Source organism: Niveispirillum sp. (genome assembly GCF_017996735.1).
GTDB lineage: Bacteria > Pseudomonadota > Alphaproteobacteria > Azospirillales > Azospirillaceae > Niveispirillum.
Window position 1 is genome coordinate 1 of sequence record NZ_JAGOGJ010000026.1, and the last position, 20,194, is coordinate 20,194.

18 protein-coding genes are annotated in these 20,194 nt (G+C 63.8%); 8 read left to right on the forward strand and 10 right to left on the reverse strand.

Translation table 11 applies throughout. The annotated features are described in order from the left end of the window. The 7 genes from KBA48_RS10715 to KBA48_RS10745 all read right to left on the reverse strand — a co-directional run. A partial coding sequence (locus KBA48_RS10715; protein WP_292906066.1) for a hypothetical protein occupies nt 1-185 on the reverse strand: 185 nt, incomplete at its 3' end. Nucleotides 186-319: 134 nt separating this feature from the next. After that, the gene (locus tag KBA48_RS10720; protein WP_292906068.1) at nt 320-2,020 is read right to left on the reverse strand and encodes a methyl-accepting chemotaxis protein; all 1,701 of its coding nucleotides are present in this window, start codon (nt 2,018-2,020) and stop codon (nt 320-322) included. Nucleotides 2,021-2,112: 92 nt separating this feature from the next. Further along, nucleotides 2,113-4,098: a TonB-dependent siderophore receptor gene (locus KBA48_RS10725; protein ID WP_292906070.1), complete on the reverse strand. Its 1,986-nt coding sequence runs from the start codon at nt 4,096-4,098 to the stop codon at nt 2,113-2,115. Between the two features lie 29 nt (nt 4,099-4,127). After that, nucleotides 4,128-4,709 (reverse strand): hypothetical protein, encoded by a 582-nt coding sequence (locus KBA48_RS10730; protein WP_292906072.1) that lies wholly within the window; start codon nt 4,707-4,709, stop codon nt 4,128-4,130. A gap of 127 nt (nt 4,710-4,836) precedes the next feature. Further along, entirely contained in the window at nt 4,837-6,825 is a 1,989-nt protein-coding gene (locus tag KBA48_RS10735) for a TonB-dependent siderophore receptor (protein ID WP_292906074.1), read from the reverse strand. A gap of 33 nt (nt 6,826-6,858) precedes the next feature. Beyond that, on the reverse strand, nt 6,859-7,359 hold the full coding sequence (locus KBA48_RS10740; RefSeq protein ID WP_292906076.1) for a hypothetical protein: 501 nt from the start codon (nt 7,357-7,359) through the stop codon (nt 6,859-6,861). Nucleotides 7,360-7,746: 387 nt separating this feature from the next. Further along, entirely contained in the window at nt 7,747-9,162 is a 1,416-nt protein-coding gene (locus KBA48_RS10745; RefSeq protein ID WP_292906078.1) for a porin, read from the reverse strand. A 270-nt stretch (nt 9,163-9,432) separates the two neighbouring features. Here KBA48_RS10745 and KBA48_RS10750 point away from each other — a divergent pair, with 270 nt between their 5' ends. Beyond that, entirely contained in the window at nt 9,433-11,550 is a 2,118-nt protein-coding gene (locus tag KBA48_RS10750) for an ATP-binding protein (protein ID WP_292906080.1), read from the forward strand. Nucleotides 11,551-11,560: 10 nt separating this feature from the next. Here the strand turns inward: KBA48_RS10750 and KBA48_RS10755 are convergent, their stop codons facing one another. Together KBA48_RS10755 and KBA48_RS10760 are read right to left on the reverse strand one after the other, a co-directional pair. After that, nucleotides 11,561-12,334 carry an inositol monophosphatase family protein gene (locus KBA48_RS10755; RefSeq protein WP_292906082.1) on the reverse strand — a complete coding sequence of 258 codons (774 nt, stop codon included), beginning with the start codon at nt 12,332-12,334 and terminating at the stop codon, nt 11,561-11,563. Between the two features lie 96 nt (nt 12,335-12,430). Continuing rightward, nucleotides 12,431-12,967 carry a cytochrome c family protein gene (locus KBA48_RS10760; protein ID WP_292906084.1) on the reverse strand — a complete coding sequence of 179 codons (537 nt, stop codon included), beginning with the start codon at nt 12,965-12,967 and terminating at the stop codon, nt 12,431-12,433. Between the two features lie 168 nt (nt 12,968-13,135). Here KBA48_RS10760 and KBA48_RS10765 point away from each other — a divergent pair, with 168 nt between their 5' ends. From KBA48_RS10765 to KBA48_RS10795, 7 genes are all read left to right on the forward strand, one after another. Then, entirely contained in the window at nt 13,136-13,918 is a 783-nt protein-coding gene (locus KBA48_RS10765) for a 3-deoxy-manno-octulosonate cytidylyltransferase (protein ID WP_292906086.1), read from the forward strand. Between the two features lie 47 nt (nt 13,919-13,965). Beyond that, entirely contained in the window at nt 13,966-14,826 is an 861-nt protein-coding gene (locus tag KBA48_RS10770) for a prephenate dehydratase (RefSeq protein WP_292906088.1), read from the forward strand. Nucleotides 14,827-14,880: 54 nt separating this feature from the next. After that, nucleotides 14,881-15,126 carry a hypothetical protein gene (locus KBA48_RS10775; RefSeq protein WP_292906090.1) on the forward strand — a complete coding sequence of 82 codons (246 nt, stop codon included), beginning with the start codon at nt 14,881-14,883 and terminating at the stop codon, nt 15,124-15,126. 116 nt (nt 15,127-15,242) lie between these two features. Beyond that, nucleotides 15,243-16,559 (forward strand): hypothetical protein, encoded by a 1,317-nt coding sequence (locus KBA48_RS10780; protein ID WP_292906092.1) that lies wholly within the window; start codon nt 15,243-15,245, stop codon nt 16,557-16,559. A gap of 209 nt (nt 16,560-16,768) precedes the next feature. Beyond that, nucleotides 16,769-17,368: a hypothetical protein gene (locus KBA48_RS10785; protein WP_292906094.1), complete on the forward strand. Its 600-nt coding sequence runs from the start codon at nt 16,769-16,771 to the stop codon at nt 17,366-17,368. Then, the gene (locus tag KBA48_RS10790) at nt 17,365-18,585 is read left to right on the forward strand and encodes a flagellar motor protein MotA (protein ID WP_292906096.1); all 1,221 of its coding nucleotides are present in this window, start codon (nt 17,365-17,367) and stop codon (nt 18,583-18,585) included. Before KBA48_RS10785 ends, KBA48_RS10790 begins: the two co-directional genes overlap by 4 nt. 3 nt (nt 18,586-18,588) lie before the next feature. Then, a complete protein-coding gene (locus KBA48_RS10795; RefSeq protein WP_292906098.1) occupies nt 18,589-19,629 on the forward strand; it encodes a peptidoglycan -binding protein in 1,041 nt (346 codons plus the stop codon). 9 nt (nt 19,630-19,638) lie between these two features. Here KBA48_RS10795 and KBA48_RS10800 read toward each other — a convergent pair whose 3' ends face one another. After that, complete coding sequence (locus tag KBA48_RS10800) at nt 19,639-20,184, reverse strand: hypothetical protein (protein WP_292906100.1); 546 nt, start codon at nt 20,182-20,184, stop codon at nt 19,639-19,641. Between the last annotated feature and the right edge of the window lie 10 nt (nt 20,185-20,194).

Below are 20,194 nucleotides of genomic sequence, written 5' to 3' on the forward strand. Positions count from 1 at the left end.
TGTGTGGCGGTCAGGCCATGGATCTGCTTCACCGATATGGCACCGACCTGCGCCTTGGACAGTTCGCCGATCTGGTCCAGCGAGAAAGAGCGGATCTGTTCGGCTGTCAGCGAGGCCATCGTCCGCAGGGGGATTTCGCTGATGGAGCTGTAGGAACCGATCGCAACCATGTCTGGCTCTTTCATTCTTGGAATTTCCAACCAGGAACCTTTAAGCAAGAGCCGGGCCAAGTTCCTGGGGCAAAAATTGCCGAACATGAAACGCCCCGCCGGCCAGGGGCGAGCGGGGCGTCATGTTGCGTACCTGAATGAGAAGGGGATCAACTGGCGCGGACGCGTTGCAGGAACCCATCAACTTCCTGACGCAGGCGCGTGGCCCCGCCTGTCAGACCCGTCGCCGCTTCGCGCAGGCCACGGGCCGCATTGCCCGTGCCGGCGGCCACCTGGGCCAGAGACTGCACCTCGCTTGCCGCCTCACGGCTGGCGGAGGAGGCCGATTGGACCGAGCGTGCGATCTCTTGAGTGGCCATGCGCTGCTGCTCCACCGCGGCGGCCACCGTCGTGCTGACGCTGGACACATCCCCAATCCGGTTGGTGATCTCGGTCAGGGCACCCACCACGGCATTGGCGGCATGGCGGACGGCGCTGATGCGGCGTTCGATCTCTTCCGTCGCCTTAGCCGTCTGCCCTGCGAGCTGCTTGACCTCCGAGGCCACGACGGCGAAACCCTTCCCGGCCTCACCGGCGCGCGCCGCTTCGATGGTCGCGTTCAGGGCCAGCAGGTTGGTCTGGCTGGCAATGGCGGAGATCAGGTCGACGACATTCTTGATGCCTTCGGCTTCGCTGCTGAGATTGCGGACAAGACCATCGGAGCGTTCTACGGCTGCCGATGCCTGGCGTGTGCTGCCGGTGACCCCTTCGACCTGGCGGGCCACATCATTGAAACTCACCGCCAGTTCCTCAGCAGCACTGGCCACCGACTGCACGCCCTGGTCGGAGCTTTCGGCTGCGCGCGACACGTGGCTGGCGGCCGTGCGACCATCCTCGGCCACCATGCCCAGCCGCTCCGCCTCGCTCAGTACCTTTTGCGCCGTATCGCCCACGGTGCGGACGGAGCCCAGCACTGTGGCCTCGAAACTGTCGGCCAGGGCCAGCAGGGCCTGACGGGCGCGGGTGTCAGCCTCCACCTTCTCCGCGGACAGGCGCGAGGCGTCCAGCAGGGCGGCCTTGAAGCTGAAAAGGCCATCCACTAGGCTGTTCAATTCATCGGCTCGAACCAGCGATGCGGGATCGACGGAGAGGTCGTTGCGAGCCAGCTTGCCCATAGCTTGCGCGATGCCGTCAATGCCGTTGCGCACCAGACGGGTGATGAAGAAGACCAGAAGCGACACTATGGCCAGGGCCGCCAGAAGGCCCAAGACCAGCAGCCAAGAGGCCGTCACCGCACTTTGCGCCTGACGTTCCACACTGGTACGGGCATCCGCCTGGATTTGGGCCGCAGCCTTGTCCAGCGCCACTACAATGGTCTGCACCTTCTCATTGAAGGGCAGCACTGCGCCGGCAGCCGTGGCAATATCCACCTCAAGCATGGTGGACACGACATCGACAGCACCGCTGAACCCGTCAAGCTCTGCTGCCGACTCTTTCACGATAGCTTTCAGCGCGGGATCGCCGATGGTGCCGGAAATGGCAGCCAGGCGCTTCGCTTCCTCGGCAATGGCTGCTTTAACGGATTCCAGTTTTTTGATGGCCCCGTCCGCCGGGTTACCTCCCGCCACTGACAGTACGGCGAAATAGGCGGAGGCCAGGCTGCCTTTCAACTCGGTCACCAGATTTTGCATCTCGGCGGCCCGGGCCAGCTTCTCATCGACCAGGATACGGGTTTCCGAAGCCTGTGACCGAAGCTCACCAATGGAGATGCCACCCAACACCAGCATGGCAAGGGCGGCGACGATGGGACCGGCCATCAGCTTGGCCAGCAGTGATAACCGGTCCAGACGAGCGAGAAGTGTTTGATGCATATTTAATATCCTTGTGCGTCAGTCCGGACGGCGGCGTTGGAAAGTCCCACCGGGGTCGGGCATTCGAAGGAAGACCCGACCCCTTTGTCGGATCAAAACGACTGGGACAGGCTCAGATAGACCCGGCGTTCCGTTTCCAGCACCGATGTCGTCGGCGTGCTGGCGCGCAGGAAGTCCGTTGCGGTTGCCCGCACCTCGGTACCGGTGGAGAATGTGTAGGCAACCGAGGCGGTGCCGCTCGTATAGGAATCGATCTTGGTCGGTATCAGGAAGCCTGTCTGCGCACCGGCTCCCGGCCGCAACTGGTACCGGCCGGATTGCCAGGTCAAGCCCAGGTCCGCCGACAGGGCACCGCTGGTCCAGCCGACATTGCCCCGCAGCTTGTGCTTGGGGCTGGCCTTTTCATAATAGACGGGCCGGGTCGGCAAAGGGCCCTTGTTGATGGTCAGGTTATCGTCGATATCGGTCCAGGTGTAGGACGCGCCATAGGTGAAGCCGCCTGCCACGGCGCCCCTTATATCGGCTTCCATACCCCAGGATGAGGATTCGCCGGCATTGATGAAGGTCTGCGTCAAGGTGCCATTGACCAGGATGCGGTCCGCCGTGCCGCCGGTCGTCGCCTTGACATCCTTGGTCTGCTGACGATAAGCGGTGATGCCGAAGCTGCCATTTATCACTGGCAGTGCATGATCATAGCCCAGTTCGATGCTGGTGATGCTGGCAGGTTTCAGCTCTGGATTGCCAACGGTGCCAGCGCCATAGAAGCCACCAAGTTCAAACATGGCCGGCAGTTGATTGGCCAGACCGTAGGTGAAGCGCAGCGTGTCCTCAGATGTGGGCTTGTAGACCACGCCGCTGTTGAAACTGCCCTTCGTCAACTTGGTGTCGAATTCGGACAGCAAGCGCGGTGTCATGGCCGCACCGTCGTAGCCCAGGTTGAAATTATCGACCCGCACCGCGTTGGTGAAAGAGATATTGTCCGAGACTTTCCAGTCCCACATCAGCGACCCGGCGAAGATATCGGCGCTGATCCGACCGCCTGGCGTGGGCCAGCGTCCCATTTCGGAGCGGCGGTATTCACTGGTGATTTTCACCGTGTGGTCTGTATCGAGCTGGATCAGATCGGAGACCTGCGCAACCGTGAGACGCGCGTCGGATGCTGTGCCAAGACCCAGATAATTGAAGTCCAGCCAGTTGCGATAAACAGAAAGATTTAACAGACCAACATTGCCAGCATCGACGTCGACATCCAGCTTTGCTGCCCGCGCGACATAGTCGATGGCATAGTAGGTGTTGGTGGTGGTGTAATTGTCCTGTAGTGAATAGCTGCGTGACAGTTCAACACCCACCTGGATATTGTCGGCCACCTGTGCCAGACCGGAGGCGGAAACGTGGTTGGCCTCCATATCCCGCAGACGGTTACGCTCCGCGGTGGTGAGTTTGCCGCGCTGAAACTCATCAGCCTCCTTGTAACCGGCTGAGAGCTTCAGACCCAGGCTGTCGCCGAGCTTAAGCGTCTTGACCATATTGGCCTCGCGCTTGTCATTATTACCGGCACGCAATGTGACGGTACCCGTCTCGTCATACAGCGGGTTGACCGTGATGATGTTGATCACGCCGGCCACGGCATTAAAGCCATAAATGGCGCCAACCGGACCCTTGACGATCTCGATCTGTTTGATTTCAGACAGGGCAACCGGGAGTGTGTTCCACACCACCATGGCGTAATGGTCGTTGAATACCTGGCGGCCGTTTACCCGAACCAGGAGGCGTCCATAATGGCCGTGGTTGTAGCCGCGGATGGCCACGTCAGCAGCGCCGGTGCCCCAACGCAACACATCCAGGCCGCTATAGCGGCTCAGAATGTCCGGAAGGTTATCGAGGCCGCTGGCCTTGATGTCGGCGGCGCTGATGATGCGCAGCGATGCCGGAGCGTCGGAGGCTACCTGCGGCTTGCCCGTAGCGCTGGTGGTCACCGGCTGACCGAATGCGTCCTGAAGTGCAGTGTAGTTGATGGTCTGCGCCTGGGCGCCGACAGCGATGAGCGCAGTGGCGCTCAGCAGAACGTATTTTTTCATTGTTGGTGACTCCTGGGGATTCGTCGGGCTCAGTGCGCGGTCACGAGCATCTGGAAATTCTTGTCAAAGCTGACGCCGGCCTTGGCCAGGGCCGCCGTATTGACATGGTATTTGGCGGCACCGGAGGCCTGACGCTCGACGGCCAGGGCGCATTTGCCGGCTTCCATGCAGGCCATGTCGCCAATGATCAACTGGCCGGCTGCGGCCTTGGCGGAAACATCGACACCGCCGACCACGATCACCGCGACCGCCCCGGCCAGATCGTTGCCGCTATTGACCACCGTTGCTGTCACGTCGGCGCCGAGAGCCGTTTTGATCGCGTCACCGGCGGCGGATTGACCGCTGTCTGCAACGATGGTGATCGGGGTGGGCTTCCCAGGCTTCGGCTGTAAGAAGTTGATGGCCTTCACCGCCACGGCGGCTGTGGGGCCGTCTACGGTTGCTGAGGCCGGGTCAGCGCAGGCCAACGCCGGCAAGAGCATTGCCAAGCTGAGGCCGTGGCGGGCACTGAGTTTTAGTCCTCTCATGGCATTTCCGTTCTTTTGTTTTATTGGTGAATTTGGGGGAATCTGATAGATTTTAATTATAAAACGGAAATACAAAGCTGACATCTAATCAAAAGGTCATTATAAAATACCTTTGTATGTTAATGAGATTATGCATTGCATGATCTGTCCTGATGGGAGATTGTGATCCAGCAACCTCGCCATAAAGGCGAGGTTGCTGGACGCGGCGGGGTCAGAATTTCTGAGAAACGCTGGCATAGACCCGCCGCTCGGTCTCCAATTTCGAGCCGAGGGCTGTTTCAGTGTGCAGGAAATCACTGGCCGTGAAGCGCACTTCGGTTCCAGTCTCAAACTGGTAGCCGATGCTGGCGGTTCCGGTCCATGTGCCGTCAATCGGGAATGGGCCATAGCCGCCCGTCACAGGCCGCAGCAATGTACGCTTCGACTGCCAGGACAGGTTCAGGTCGGTGGACAGTGCGCCATCTGACCAGCCCATATTGCCCTGGAGCTTGTGCCGTGGGGCTGCCCCTTCGAATTTGACCGGACGCGTGGCGATAGCCGCCTTGTTCACGGTCAGGTCGTCATTGACGTCATTCCAGGAATAGGATGCACCGTAGCGAACACCATTTGTGGCATGGCCATCGAATGCCGCTTCAAAGCCCCAGGATGCGCTGTCACCAGCATTGATCACGATGGAAGCCGGACGGCCATTCACAACACTACGGTCGGAGCCCAGGAACGACTTGATGTCATCCGTCGTCTGTCGGAAGACTGACAAATGCAGCCCGCCATTGATAGCCGCCAGGGCGCGGTCATATCCCAACTCATAGCTCTGCACCTTGCTGGGCTTGATAGAGGGATTGCCGGCCGATGCGAAGATGCCCGCCGCCGTGACCGTGGGCAGGTAGAAACCGCCCAGTTCCAGGATGGACGGAAGCTGGTTGGCCAGACCGTAGGTGGCGCGCAGTGTGTCGACGTCGGTCGCCTTGTAAACCAGGCCGCTGTTCACGCTGAACTTGCTGATCGTGCGGTCGAAGTCCGAAGCCACATAGGGCGGCGAGGCGGCACCCGAATAGTTCAGATCCAGCCAGTCAGAGCGAACGGCAGTGGTGAAGGAGAGCTTGTCGGTCAGGCGCCAGTCCCACATGCCCGCCAGGGCCCAGACATCATAGGAAATGGTGGCGCCGGGAGCGGGGAAGCGACCCATGCTGTTGCGGCGGTATTCGCCGGAGATCTTCACCGTGTGATCGGTGCCGATCTGGATCAGGTCCGACAATTGCACCACACTGGTGGTCACATCGGACTTGCCGATGCCGAAATATTCGAAATCCAGCCAGTTGCGGTAGGCGGTAAAGGAGATGAGGCCGGCATCTCCGGCATCACCGACCAGATCGAACTTGGCCGATTTGGTCAGGTAGTCGTCGCCATAAAGACCATTGGTCGCTGTGATGTCGGTCTGCTTCATCTTGGAGCGGGTCAGTTCCAGCCCGGCCTGGATGCTGTCCGTCAATTGCCCCAGGGCACCGATGGCGACGTAAGAGGATTCAGGGTCCAGCAGGCGGCTGCGCTCCACAGCGGTGATGGCGCCCTGGCTGAACTCGTCCTGCTCCTTGTAGCCGGCGGAAAAACGCAGACCAAAACCTTCGGAGACCTTCAGATTCTTCGACAGGCCGATTTCACGGGTGCCATTGTTGCCGATACGGGCTGTGGCCGTCCCATCGGTATCATAAAGCGGATTCTGGGTGATGATGTTGATCACGCCGGCGACCGCGTTGAAGCCGTAGATGGCGCCCACGGGGCCCTTCACGACCTCGATCTGCTTGATCTCCGACAACTGCACGGGGATCGTCGACCAGTTCACCAGGGCGTAATGGTCGGAATAGACCTGACGGCCGTTCAGCAGGACCAGGAGGCGCGGGCTGTTGGGTTGATTGTAACCACGCATGCCGATGTCAACGCCCCCGGCACCCCAACGCAGCAGGTCGATCCCGCCGACGCGTGCCAGGATGTCGGGCAGATTATCCAGGCCGGTAGCCCTGATATCCGCCGCCGTGATGATGTGCAGGGCGGCCGGTGCATCGGCGGCGACCTGCGGCTTGCCGGTCACACTGGTGGTGACAGGCTGCCCGAACGCGTCCTGAAGGGCGGTATAGTTGATGGTCTGTGCCTGGGCGCCGATGGCAAGAAGGGCGGTCGCGCCCAGCAGCATGGTTTTTTTCATTTATGCGGGCTCCTAGTGGTCGTGACGTCGGGCTCAGTGCGCGGTCACGAGCATCTGGAAATTCTTGTCAAAGCTGACGCCGGCCTTGGCCAGGGCCGCTGTATTGACATGGTATTTGGCGGCACCGGAGGGCTGACGCTCGACGGCCAGGGCGCATTTGCCGGCCTCCATGCAGGCCATGTCGCCGATAATCAACTGGCCGGCAGTGGTCTTGCCGGAAACATCAATTGAGCCGATTACGATCACTGCAACAGCCCCTGACACGTCGCCGGCCCCTTCAACCACCTTGGCCGTCACGTCGGCGCCCAGGGCCGACTTGACGGCGTCGCCCGTGGCCGCGTGGCCACTATCCACCACGAGGGAAACCGGCGTAGGCTTGGCCGGCTTCGGCTGCAGAAAATTCAACGCTTTGATGGCGACCGTGGCGGTCGGACCATCGACCGCTGCCAAAGCCGGGCCAGCCCAGGTGAGCATCGGCATCAGAAGCCCGGCCAACAAGCCGTGCCTTACTGGCGAACGCAAATCGCGCATCATGTCTCCGTTATGGCATTGGAAGGGAAATGTTCCTCGTTCCATGCCTACAGTCGAAGAATAGGTGCGTCACTACGGCCGATATAATCCGTCTGGTTAGGTTTCCAAAGAAAGACACCTGTTTTTTAAGTTCGTGCTATTTAGGCAACATATCATGGTATTCATTTATAACCTTTAGTATATGTTTTTGGCTAAAAATAATAAATTGATAATTATCAATTCCGCTTTCTATATTTCCGCCGATCGGATTAATTTTATGCGTATACGCTGATTCCAAATGGCTAAAATAAAAACCCACCGGTCCAATAGGAACCGGTGGGTCGTCAGACGTTCTTGGATCAGAGACGGTTCCGCCCTTGCCCGAAAGCGAAGGGCGGTTCCGCAGGTTGATCAGAACTGGAACTGCATGCGGGCGGCGGTGATGTCCAGCTCGACATCCAGGCCATTCGGACGCTCCGTCTTGCTGATCACGTGGTTCAGCATGAAGCGGATGGCCGGGTTGACGTACCAGTTCACGCCGAAGGTCCAGTTGGTCTCCTTGCCCGTGCCGGTGCCGGCGATGCCGCCGGCGCGGTCGGTCAGGTCCACCTGGCTGTAGCGGGCGGCGACTTCCCAGGCTCCGAAACCGTTCTGGCCGACCGGCCAGGCGGGCTTCACGCCCGTCCATTCGCCGATATTGTAGTTGCGGCGCTCACCGGTCAGGATGTAGCCGGCGGACACGTAATAGCCGCTGAACTCCGGATCGGCCAGCGTCTGCACGGCGCCCGAGGCGGTGCGGTCGGCATATTCGGCACCGAAATTGTAGTATTCGGCGGCGGCCCAGAAGCTCTTGAAGTTCACGCCCAGGTCGGCGCCATAGGCATAGGCGCTGTCGATCTGGTTGATGGCACCCGTGCTGGTCAGCGAGGTGCGGTTGCCACCGACGCGCAGGCCCGGACGGTCGCCGAAGGTGATGGAGGTGGTGGCGGTGCCGGCGGTCACCGGGCGGGCCGTGGCCTGCGGGGTGGTCTGCAGGACGCCCGACACGCCGATGCCGGCCGAACCCTCGGTGCCCTGCCAGAAGGCATAGGCGGCGCGGCCCAGCAGGTTGACCTGATCGTCGATGGTGCCCGACGTGTTGGTGGCGTTGCCGGTGACATAGGCGGCGACGAAGTGGCTGGTGCCCTTGTTCGTCACGCCGATGGCGGTGCGGCTGTCGGAACCGCCAATGCCGACAACGATGTTGCCGATGGGGGCGCGTTCCATGAAGGCGATGTCGTTGGACGACGTGCTGTCATCCAGGGTGAACTTGGGCTGCATCACGCCGGCGACGATGGTCCAGCCGGGAATGCCGGTGTAACCGATATTGGCGGCCTGGATCTGGGCGCCGCCGCCGCGATTGTCGGCGAAATTGGCGGTGAATTCATAGGTCCAGTCGGTATAGACCTTGCCGGCCACGCCCAGGAAGGCGCGGCGGACCTGGAAGCCGTCCGTGGCGTCGGTGGTGAAATTCTTGCCGCCGTTGAAGAAGCCGTAATCCATGTGGATGCGGGCGCGGATGGCGGCGTCGAAGGCCTTGTCAGCCGTCTGGACGCGGATGCGCCCGCCATCGGCGGTGACCTTGGGCATGGCATCCATCGCCTTCTTCGTGGCGGCGGATTCCTTGGCAACCGAGTCCTTCAGCGAGGTCAACTGGCCCTGCAGGGCCTGGATCTGCGCGGCCAGGGCATCGATCTGGGCCTGGGACGGGGCGGTCTGGGCGACGGCCGGGCTGGCGGCCAGAACGGCGACGGCGGCGCCGGCCAGCAGGGTGGACTTGAGGCTCATTGTTGTTCTCCGGTGGGATCTCACGGGCGACAAAGCCTGTCGACGCGCCGATCCCCACTCCCGGGTATGTATCGGCTGCCCTTCAGGCCCCGGGGGAGGGCTAACAGAGGTGCATTGCCGAATTGATGCGGTTTTATTACGACTTCATGACGTCGGGTGCCTGTTGCATTATGGGCACGCGTCCGTTCAGCCATTTTTTACAATGCAATGCCACGAAACTGTCATGAAACGGGCCGGCAGCCATCAGCCGGTCAGGCGGCCCGCGCCCGCGTGAACACGGTTGCAAGCTACCTCGAACGGGTAGAGGATGAGCCCCCCACGCCCAACGGAGCAGCCATTCCGGCGATGCAGCATCCGCATGCCACACCGGACCCGTCGATGCCGGGCGATCGTCACCCCTCGCCACCTCTGGCGACGATCCCGGTGCTTTTGCTGCTGGGATTCGCGGTCGTATCGATCATCGCCATCCTGTTGACCACGGCCCGGCATTTCGATGACGGGGAGGCGCAGCGGACGACACAGCGTGTGACGCGCATGGTGGCGGGGTCGCAGGCATTCCTGGGCCTCGTGCTGCGCGATTATGCCGGCTGGGATGCGGCCGTCACCCATGTGGTGGAAAAGTTGGACACCGTCTGGGCGGACGAAAATATCGGCGTCTATCTGTCCGGTGGCTATCGGCTGTCCATCTCCATGGTGGTGGATCGTGGCGGACAGGTGATCTACGGGGTGGAGGATGGCAAGCGCATGTCCCCGTCGCGGATGCGCGACATCGGCCTGCCCGAAACCATGCGCCGCATGATCGACCATACGGTTGCCGCCCTGCCGGGTACGACGGAGGTGGCGACGGGCGTGGTCCATATGGGGGATGCGCTGTATCTGACCGGCGTCGCGGATATCCGCCCTGGGCTGGGCGGTCCGTCGCGCGACGATGGGGTCGTGCTGATCTTCATGCAGAAGCTGGACCGTGTCGCGGTGGCCCGCATACTGGACCCGCTTCTGCTGGACAATATCGACATCGTCACGCAACCGGTCGCACTGGATGAACGCGCGCGCCTGCCCCTGGCGGCCTTCGGGAGCGCACCGGGGGAGCCGCCGATCGGTTGGATCGGCTGGCGGGCGCCGCGACCGGCACAGGATTTTCTGGCCGGCATCTATTGGGTGCTGGCACTGGTCATCATGGTTCTGTTCGTCCTGACGGCCCATCTGCTGAGCCGGGCGCAACGGGCCGCCCTGCGGGAAGCCGGGATGAACGAGGCGTTGCTGCAATTGTCGGGGCGCTATCGGGGCCTGATCGATGCGCTGCCCGACATGGTCTGCCTGATGTCGGAAGGTCGGGTTTCGCTGATCAATGCGGCGGGCCTGTCGATGCTGGGTCTGGACAGTTCCAATGCGGCGCAGGTGGTGGGCCGTCCTTTCCTGGATCTGGTGGCAGAGGATGACCGCCTGATCTTCCATCGCGCCATGCAGGTCCGCGGCCGGCCCGGCATCGACTGGGTTGCGCTGCGACTGGGGGGCCGGGGTGGAGAGCCGGTGCCGGTGGAACTGGCGGTCGTGCCCGTGCTGGGCGAGCCTTTGGGGGAAATGACCCTGGTGGCCCGCGATCGCCGCCCCGAACTGGCGCGGAGGGAAACGTTGCGGGCGGCGGAAACACGGGCCGCCGTGGCCGATCGGGCCAAGGGCCAGTTCCTGGCCAATATCAGCCATGAACTGCGCACGCCCCTGAACGCCATCATCGGCTTTTCAGAGATCCTGCGCGACGAGTTGCTGGGGCCGCTGGGCGTGCCCCAGTACAAGGAATATGCCATCGATATCCATGAAGGTGGGCTGCATCTGCTGCGGCTCGTCAATGATCTGCTGGATATTGCCCGCATGGATGCCGGGGCGCTGGAACTGCGGGAAAGCTGGGTCGAGGTGGCGCCGCTGATTGAACGGTGCGAACGGCTGCTGCGGCAGAAGGCGGCGGAACGTGGCGTGCCCGTGCGGCTGGATATTTCGCCGCCCGGTTTGCGTGTCCTGGTGGATGAGATGCGGTTGAAGCAGATCGTCGTCAACCTGCTGGGCAACGCCATCCGCTTTTCAGGGTCGGGACAGGTGGTGGTGATCGCCGTGCGGCTGGATGGGCCGACAGGGGATATGCTGATCGATGTGGCAGACCACGGGATCGGTATGAATGTCGAGGCGATGCGGATCGCGCTGGAGCCGTTTGCCCAGGTCGAGGGCGGGCACAATCGCCGCCAGCCGGGTGCCGGCTTGGGGCTGCCGCTGGCCAAGGGCTATGCCGAGGCGCATGGCGGCGGCCTGACCATGCAGAGCACGCCTGCCGTCGGCACGACCGTCACCGTTCGCCTGCCGGCGGGACGCGTGGCGGAGGCACCGAAGCGGGCGTGACCGAATCGCCTCAGCCTTCGCGGCGGTCCCGGAACATGGACAGGACATGGGCATGCAGCGCCGTGTCGCCTGCCGCCACGACATTACCGTTGCAGCCAAGGCGAAGCGGCTGGCCTTCCCAGTCGGTGATCAGCCCGCCGGCCCCTTCGATCACGGCCACCAGGGCGGCCCAGTCATAGGGTTGCAGCCCCGCCTCCACCATCAGATCGATGAAGCCGGCCGCCAGCAGGCCGAAAGCATAGGCATCACCCCCCCAGACCATGTAGCGGCTGGAGGCCTGGGTCATGGCGAATTCCACCTGATGGAAGGGCATGGTGGCCGCCTGGGTGGCCATGGCGATATCGCCGCAGGCCCGTGTGGTCACGGGGGCACCGTTCAGCGTGGTCGGCCGGCCCGCCACGCCCAGCCAGCGGTCGCCCACGACCGGCTGGTCGATGATGCCCAGCACAGGCACGCCCCGGTGCAGCAGCGCGATCAGGGTGGTGAAGAGTGGCCGGCCCGTGATGAAGGATTTGGTGCCGTCGATCGGGTCGATGACCCAGACATATTCGGCGTTCAGATCCTGGCTGCCATGTTCTTCGCCCAGAACGCCGTCATCGGGCCGTTCGGTGGTCAGGATGGCGCGGATGGCGCTTTCCACCTCGCGGTCGGCGATGGTGACGGGCGAGGCGTCGGCCTTCACATCGACATCCACCCGCGTGCGGTAATGGCGGCGGGCAACGGCACCGGCGGCATCGGCGCAGCGCAGGGCAAGATCGACCAGGAAATCGGGAACGGCGGACATGTCAGGCGACTCCGGAATGCGCTGTTTGCCCCTGCAAAAGAAAAGGGGCGGCATTGCTGCCGCCCCCTTCTTACCATGTTCCGCCGGACTTGCCGATTACGGCAGTGCCACCGGGCTGTCGGACAGCGTGCGCAGATATGCGATCAGCGCCGCGCGATCCTCCACCTTCTTCAGGCCGGCGAAGTTCATCTTCGTGCCCGGGATGGTGGCCTTCGGGTTCGCCAGGAACTTGTTCAGGTGTTCGTAATCCCAGGGGCCTTCCTGCGCCTTCATGGCGTCGGAATAGGCGAAGCCTTCAGCATGGGCATGCTTGTTGCCCACGATGCCCCAGAGATTCGGCCCCACCTTGTTGGCGCCGCCCTTTTCGAAGCTGTGGCAGGCCGCGCAGGCCTTGACCAGCTTCTGGCCGGCGGCCGGATCGGCGGCGGCCAGAAGCGGCGTCACCGGATCAGGCTCGGCCGGAGCGGCAGGCGCAGCGGCGGCGGTTTCGGTCTCCTGCACTTCCACCTTATAGGCGCGTTCCGCCGGGAAGTTCGGGTGTACCAGCTTCTTGGAGACGAAACCCGCCAGGAGAGCGATCAAGGTCGCCGTCAGGATCGCCATGAAAATCTTATTGAAGGTGCTGCTCGCCATCAGTCCTAATCCCTTGGGTTCGCCAAGCGCGGGCACAATAACGCCAAGAAGCGGACACGTCCATGCCCGCCTTGCCGTAAATCCATGCGCGATACTTAGCTTAAGGATGCAAGAACGCACATGGCTTTCCGCCTTGACCCGGCGGACCAAATGTCGCACGGGAGAACCATGACCCATCCGAACCGTCCCCAGACCTCCGCCCCGTTGGCTCACCCGCTGGTGGTGATCCCCGCCCGCCTCGGCTCCACGCGCCTGCCGGACAAGCCGCTGGCCGACATCCATGGCGTGCCGATGATCGTGCATGTCTGGCGCCGCGCCATGGAGGCCGGGATCGGCCCCGTGGTCGTGGCCGCCGCCGAACAGGCCATCGCCGATGCCGTCACTGCCGCCGGCGGCACGGCCATTCTCACCGATCCGGACCACCCTTCAGGGTCGGACCGGGTGTGGGAAGCGGTGCGCCGCGTCGATCCCGATGGGCGGTTTGATGCCATCGTCAATGTGCAGGGCGACCTGCCCACCATTGATCCCGCCGCCATCCGCGCCGTTTTCGGCCCCCTGTCCGATCCCGGCGTGGATATCGCCACCCTGGGTGCCGTCATCACCGACCCGGCGGAACGGACAAATCCCAATGTCGTGAAGGCTGTGGTGGAAATGGTGCCCGGCGCCGATACGGGCCGCGCGCTCTATTTCACCCGCGCCACCGCGCCCTGGGGGGAGGGGCCGCTGTTCCATCATATCGGCCTTTACGCCTATCGCCGCGCCGCGCTGGAGCGCTTTGTCTCCCTGGCGCCGGCGCAGCTTGAACAGCGGGAAAAGCTGGAACAGCTTCGCGCCCTGGCCAACGGCATGACCATCGCGCTGGCGCGGGTGGACATCGTGCCGCTGGGGGTGGATACAATCGAAGACCTTGACCGCGCCCGCCATATGCTGGCCCCATCCCCCACGCCGTGACCCGCGGCATTCCGTCAACCGCCTCATCTGACAGACAGAGCCCTCCCATGCCCGCCTCCACCATCGCCTATCAGGGCGCACCCGGTGCCAATTCCGACCTGGCTTGCCGCAGCGTTTTTCCCGACATGGTCACGCTGCCCTGCGCCTCGTTCGAGGATGCGTTTGCCGCGGTGCATGAGGGCAAGGCCAAGCTGGCCATGATCCCGGTGGAAAACTCGGTCGCGGGCCGCGTCGCCGACATCCACCATCTGCTGCCGCATGGCGGGCTGCATATTATCGGTGAACATTACCAGCGTGTGGTTCACTGCCTGGTGGCGCCCAAGGGTGCTACGATGGAGGGGTTGACCGAGGTCCATTCCCATATCCAGGCCTTGTCCCAGTGCCGCAATTATCTGCGCGAACGCGGGCTGAAGCCGGTGAACAATGCCGATACCGCCGGTGCCGCCGCCGATGTCGCCCGTTGGAACGACCCGACCAAGGCGGCCATTTCGTCCGATCTGGCGGCCGAGATTTATGGCCTGCAGGTGCTGGCCGAAGGGATCGAGGATGCGGCCCACAATACCACACGCTTCCTGATCCTGGCGCGGGAACCGAATGTGCCGGAACGGGGCACGGACAGCGTCACCACCTTTGTCTTCCGTGTCCGGTCACGACCGGCAGCCCTGTACAAGGCGCTGGGCGGTTTTGCGACCAATGGCGTCAACATCACCAAGCTGGAAAGCTATCTGGTTGACGGACGGTTTACGGCGGCCCAGTTCTATATCGACGTTGAAGGCCATCCGGAGGAACGGTCCCTGCGGCTGGCCATGGAGGAACTGGGCTTCTTCGCCAGCGAGGTGAAGTTCCTGGGCGTCTATCCGGCCCACCCGTTCCGCCGCGAACAGCAGCAGATGGGCGGCGGTATCTGATTGCGGGAACGCAGGTTGGTGCCCTAGGCTGCATACTTTACCCAAAGTGTGGTCATGGACACCAACCTGATCCTGCTCATCGGGCCGACGTTTTTTGCCCTGGCAGCCCTGTTCGCGCCGCAGCGGCAAATACGACGCCTGGAAGACCGGATGCGGGCAGGGGACGACCGTTATCTGGATGAACAACGGTCCTATCGGGCCTATCCATGGCAACGGAACGCCCGGGTCCTGCGCGGGCTGGCCCTGATCGTGCTGTCGTTGGAAGCGGTTTATCTGGGTTTTTACCTGCTGAACCCGTGACCTCTTTCCGGTCATCCCAGAAACGCTTTCGTTCCGTCCAAATTCCGCCATCCGTGGCACGCCAAATGAGGTAGCCGGCGGATGGCGCCGGTGACCGCCTTCCGGGGCCAATAATCATGCGAAACCGTTTCCTGCCCGTCTCTTTCGCCGCTGCCCTGCTTTTGGGCCTCGGTGCCTGCGCTGTCGATCCCGCCGTCAAGGATGGGGAGATGCGTAACCGACAGATTGCCGCCGGTTCCTGGCGGCTGTCGGAACTGCGCCTGATCTGCATGGGCAATCCCGATGCGGGCCTTCCCGGCCGTGCCCTGACGCCGGACGAGGCGGCGGAACAGTTGCGGCTGGTTCTGGAACTGTCGTCGCTGGCCCCCGATGTCTGGCCCAACGTGCCCTTGTCCAGCCGGCGCATGGACGAATTCCGCCGCATCTGCGCCGGCGATCCCGCCACGAATACGGCCGCCCGCGCCCTGACCCCGGCGGAGCGACTGGAATTGATGGCGCTGCTGGCCACCACGCCGGCCAGTCTGCCGACGGTCGCCGGCAGCGGCGGGTCGGCCGGTGCCGTGATCTGGAATGATCCGGGCTATCGCAGTGGTGGCGGCGGCTATTCCGATGACCGGTTCCGCGACCCCGAATATGACCGGCTGATCTGGGAGATGGAGCGTGACCGGGCGCGGTGGGATGCCTATCTCTGGGAACAGCGCCGTCAGCAGATCTATTGGGAACATGAGCGTCGCCGCCGCGAATGGGAACGCGACCGCGCCCGTTGGGAGCGTGAACGTCGTGACCATGATCGTGCGGAAGAAGACCGGCGTCGCGCTGAGGATGCGCGGCGCCGGGCCGAGGAAGATCGCCGCCGGTTCGAGGAGGAACGCCGCCGTAATGAACGGCCGCCGGTGGTCCAGCCCCCATCGCCGCGCCCCCCCGATGAGGATTTCCGCCGCCGGCGGGAAGCGGAGGAGGCTGCTCGTCGCCTGGAGGAACAGCGACGCCGGGCGCAGGAGGAAGTCCGCGACAATGACCGTCGCCGCGAGGCCGACGAAACGGCGCGGCGTCTGGAGGAACAGCGACGCCGGGCGCAGGACGAGCAGCGCCGTCAGGCCGATGATGACCAGCGCCGCGCCGCCGAGGATGGTGCCCGCCGGATGGAGGAGCAACGCCGTCAGGCAGAGGAGGCGGCCCGCCGTCAGGCCGATGACGATCGGCGCCACGCCGCTGAGGAGAATGCCCGCCGGATGGACGAGCAACGTCGGCAGGCAGAAGACGCAGCCCGCCGCCAGGCCGACGATGACCGTCGTCAGGCCGCCGAGGAGAATGCCCGGCGGATGATGGAACAGCGGCGTCAGGCGGAAGAAGAGGCCCGCCGCCAGCGCGAACAGGCACCGCCGCCACCGCCGCCGCGTACCCAGCCTGGCGGGGACACTCAGATCCCCTGAGGTCGGCCCAAACAACCCCGGTCCAACGCGGGAAAGGTGCCGGACGCGCCCCCGGTTCCGCCGCAAGGCAGGGCCGGTTGCCGTTCGGCTTCGATTGTCGTGCATCAAAGATGGCCCTGGGGCCTCGGGTCCGCTATCGTCGCTGCGGTTGAACCGCCTTGGCCTGCTGTGACATGCCGAGGCCATAATTCCCCGCTTTCCTGTCCGGCATGATGACGCGCCTTCCCCACGCCCTCGCCCTGTCGCTGTTTCTGTCGCTGCCCGGCATTCAGGCGGTCGCCCAGAACAGCATTCCGTCCCTGCCCGCCAGCCCGCCCGTCGCGGTACAGGCGCGGCCTCCCCTGAAGGTGCCGGCAACACCGGACATGGCCTTGCCGCCATTGCCCGCGACCCCGGATCAGACGGGTATTCCAGCGGCACCGGTCACGTCCTTGCCGCCATCGCGATATCCCGGACCTGTGACCGGTCCGGAGCCGGCCCGGCTGCCGGCCGAACAGAGCACCCTGGTCTACGCCCCGGGCGCGGCACCGCTGCCGGCCGGGACCGATGCGGTATTGGCCGATATCGTCGCCCGGCTGAAGGCAAGGCCCACGGAGCGGCTGGAACTGCGCGCCCATGCAACGGGGACCGCCGAACGCCCGACCGACGGGCGGCGTACGGCCCTGCTGCGGGTGCGGTCGTTGCGTGATTATCTGGTGAAACAGGGGATCGATCCGCTGCGTCTGCTGGTCTTCGCCGATGGATCGCCCCTTGACGCCGCCGCCGGCAGCCCGCCTCCCGACCGTGTCGATCTGGTGATCCGCCCATGAGCCTGTCCGCCGACCGCCGCAGCCTACAGCCCGATCCGATGCAGGTGCCCGGCCCGCCGGCCAGCCCCCCGCGCCGGTTCCTGACCCGGATGGCGCTGTTCACGGTGGCGGTGGCGCTGATCACGGCGGTTCTGCTGCCTTCCCTGGTGCAGGCCTTCCTTGCCAATCCCGCGCTGAACGGTCTGATCCTGTTCACCCTGCTGCTGGGGATCGGCTTCATTTTTCGGCAGGTCACGACGCTTGGGCCAGAGGTGGCGTGGCTGGAGGCCTTCACGGCCAACCAGCCGACCGGTGTACAGCCGCGTCTTCTGGCCCCCATGGCCCGTATGCTGGGCGAAAGGCAGGGTGGGCGTTTTACCCTGTCGACAGTGGCCAGCCGGTCGCTGCTGGACGGTGTCGGTACGCGCCTGGATGAAGGGCGGGAGATTTCCAAATATCTGATCGGGCTGCTGATCTTCCTGGGCCTGCTGGGCACTTTCTGGGGATTGCTGCAGACCGTTTCATCCATAGGCACTGTCATATCCGGCCTCAGTTTCGATAATGCCGATGTGGCGGGCGTGTTCGGCAACCTGCAGGCCGGGCTTTCGGCGCCCCTGTCCGGCATGGGCATGGCCTTTTCCTCCTCTCTGTTCGGGCTTGCGGGTTCGCTGGTCCTGGGGTTCCTGGAATTGCAGGCAGGCCAGGCGCAGAACAGGTTCTATACGGAGCTGGAGGACTGGCTGGCCGGCGTCACGCGCCTGTCCAGCGGTGCGCTGGGCGAGGGGGACGGCGCCGGCATCGGCGGCGGTGGCGCCTCCGTTCCCGTCTATATCCAGGCGCTGCTTGAACAGACGGCCGAGAATATCGAGCGGCTGCAATTCACCATGGCCAGCGCGGAGGAGGGGCGGAAAACCCAGAATCAGCAATTGGCCCAGTTGACCGAGCGCATCGCCACCCTGACCGACCAGATGCGAACCGAACAGCAGGTGATGCTGCGCCTGGCCGAGGGCACGGCCCAGATGCGCCCCTTGTTCGAAAAGCTGGCCGAGGGTCTGTCCAATGGCGGCAGTCTGGCCATTGATGAGGCGACGCGCGCCCATATCCGTAATCTGGAACTCTATACCGCCCGCATCCTGGAGGAGACGACCCAGGGGCGCATCCAGTCGACCCAGGAATTGCGCAGCGAAATCAAGATCCTGGCTCGTACCGTGGCGGCATTGGGCGATACGGAGCGCTGATCCATGGCCTATGTCCGGCGGCGCGGATCACGGGGGGAGAAGGTCGATATCTGGCCCGGCTGGGTGGATGCCCTGTCCAGCCTGACCATGGTGGTCATCTTCCTGCTGATGGTGTTTGTGCTGGGCCAGTTCTATCTGACCAGTGCCCTGCAGGGCCGTGACCGGCAATTGGCCGACCTGCAGGGGCGGGTGGCGCAACTGGCCGACGCCCTGGCCCTGGAACGGGATAACAATGCCCGCATGCAGGCCGATCTGGGTCAGTTGACCGACCGGTTGCGAGCCACCCTGGCGGAGAAGGAGGCCCTGCAAGGGCGCCTGGATGCGCTGGGCGCCGCAGAGGATGCCGCCCAGACCGCCGATGAACGGGTCGCGGGCCTGACGCGGCAATTGGAGGAGGAGCGCAAGGCCGGCACGGCTGCGCGGGACGAGGTGGCGCTGCTGAACCAGCAGATCGCGGCCTTGCGGGCGCAGTTGCAGCAACTGGTGGCCAGCCTGGACGCGTCTGAGGCCAAGGCCAGGGAACAGGAAGTCCAGATCGTCGAACTGGGCAAACGCCTGAACACCGCCCTGGCCGGCAAGGTGGCCGAACTGGCGCGCTTCCGGTCTGAATTTTTCGGCCGCCTGCGTGAGGTTCTGGGCAACCGCGATGATGTCCGCATCGTTGGCGACCGGTTCGTCTTTCAGTCAGAAGTGCTGTTCGACAGCGGTTCGGCGGACCTGGGGGAGGCGGGGCAGGTACAACTGGGCCGGCTGGCCCAGACCTTGATGGAACTGGCGGCCAGGATGCCGCCGGAGATCAACTGGATCCTGCGGGTGGACGGGCACACGGATATCGTGCCCATCCGGGGCGGTCGCTGGGCCAGCAATTGGGAATTATCGACAGCCCGCGCCATTTCCGTCGTCAATTTCCTGGTCGGCATGGGTGTGCCGCCGGAGCGGCTGGCCGCCACGGGCTTTGGTGAGTTCCAGCCGCTGGAGCCGGGCAACAGCCCCGGCGCGCTGGCGCTCAACCGCCGCATCGAGTTGAAGCTGGACAGTCGCTGAGCAGCCGGCCTATCGCGCCTTGGGGAAGGCGGGCAGGTCGGGCTTTTCCGCTTCGCGATAGGTGATGGTGTGACCGGGGGCCCATTTGCCTTCGGACAGAAATTCGGCCTGATTGGTCAAAGTCCCGTCCTTGATCACCATGGTGGAACGGACCTTGGTGATCTTGGGGTGGCCGGCCACATCCTCCTCCGCGATCAGGCGCCCCGGCCCATCGGCCCGCATCACGCCCTGGGTGTGGAAGCCGGCGGTGGTGAAATAATGATAGATCAGGGTCTGGCGCGGCTTGTCCCAGAAGACCAGCGTTTCCCCGCCATAGGAAAGGTCGGCCAGGATATGGGTGATCCGGACGGCCCGGCCGCCCAGCGCCCATTCCCAGCGCGACAGATCGACCATCGGCTTGCCGTCCGGCCCCGTGCCCTCACCGCGCCAGGTCTTGCCGACGAAGCCGTTGATATCGGCGAACGGGTCGGCGTCGGCCGCCCGGACCGAAACCATCGGCAGTAAAACCATGGCCAGCAACAGGCCGAGTCCGGCCATCCATCGGCGCATCATCATTCTTCCCTCC

What these genes read in the sequence shown, in the direction of transcription:
- KBA48_RS10720 (WP_292906068.1), bottom strand. Translation starts at nt 2,020, where the DNA reads ATGCATCAAACACTTCTCGCTCGTCTGGACCGGTTATCACTGCTGGCC.
- KBA48_RS10725 (WP_292906070.1), bottom strand. Translation starts at nt 4,098, where the DNA reads ATGAAAAAATACGTTCTGCTGAGCGCCACTGCGCTCATCGCTGTCGGC.
- KBA48_RS10730 (WP_292906072.1), bottom strand. Translation starts at nt 4,709, where the DNA reads ATGTCAGCTTTGTATTTCCGTTTTATAATTAAAATCTATCAGATTCCC.
- KBA48_RS10735 (WP_292906074.1), bottom strand. Translation starts at nt 6,825, where the DNA reads ATGAAAAAAACCATGCTGCTGGGCGCGACCGCCCTTCTTGCCATCGGC.
- KBA48_RS10740 (WP_292906076.1), bottom strand. Translation starts at nt 7,359, where the DNA reads ATGATGCGCGATTTGCGTTCGCCAGTAAGGCACGGCTTGTTGGCCGGG.
- KBA48_RS10745 (WP_292906078.1), bottom strand. Translation starts at nt 9,162, where the DNA reads ATGAGCCTCAAGTCCACCCTGCTGGCCGGCGCCGCCGTCGCCGTTCTG.
- KBA48_RS10755 (WP_292906082.1), bottom strand. Translation starts at nt 12,334, where the DNA reads ATGTCCGCCGTTCCCGATTTCCTGGTCGATCTTGCCCTGCGCTGCGCC.
- KBA48_RS10760 (WP_292906084.1), bottom strand. Translation starts at nt 12,967, where the DNA reads ATGGCGAGCAGCACCTTCAATAAGATTTTCATGGCGATCCTGACGGCG.
- KBA48_RS10765 (WP_292906086.1), top strand. Translation starts at nt 13,136, where the DNA reads ATGACCCATCCGAACCGTCCCCAGACCTCCGCCCCGTTGGCTCACCCG.
- KBA48_RS10770 (WP_292906088.1), top strand. Translation starts at nt 13,966, where the DNA reads ATGCCCGCCTCCACCATCGCCTATCAGGGCGCACCCGGTGCCAATTCC.
- KBA48_RS10775 (WP_292906090.1), top strand. Translation starts at nt 14,881, where the DNA reads ATGGACACCAACCTGATCCTGCTCATCGGGCCGACGTTTTTTGCCCTG.
- KBA48_RS10780 (WP_292906092.1), top strand. Translation starts at nt 15,243, where the DNA reads ATGCGAAACCGTTTCCTGCCCGTCTCTTTCGCCGCTGCCCTGCTTTTG.
- KBA48_RS10785 (WP_292906094.1), top strand. Translation starts at nt 16,769, where the DNA reads ATGATGACGCGCCTTCCCCACGCCCTCGCCCTGTCGCTGTTTCTGTCG.
- KBA48_RS10790 (WP_292906096.1), top strand. Translation starts at nt 17,365, where the DNA reads ATGAGCCTGTCCGCCGACCGCCGCAGCCTACAGCCCGATCCGATGCAG.
- KBA48_RS10795 (WP_292906098.1), top strand. Translation starts at nt 18,589, where the DNA reads ATGGCCTATGTCCGGCGGCGCGGATCACGGGGGGAGAAGGTCGATATC.
- KBA48_RS10800 (WP_292906100.1), bottom strand. Translation starts at nt 20,184, where the DNA reads ATGATGATGCGCCGATGGATGGCCGGACTCGGCCTGTTGCTGGCCATG.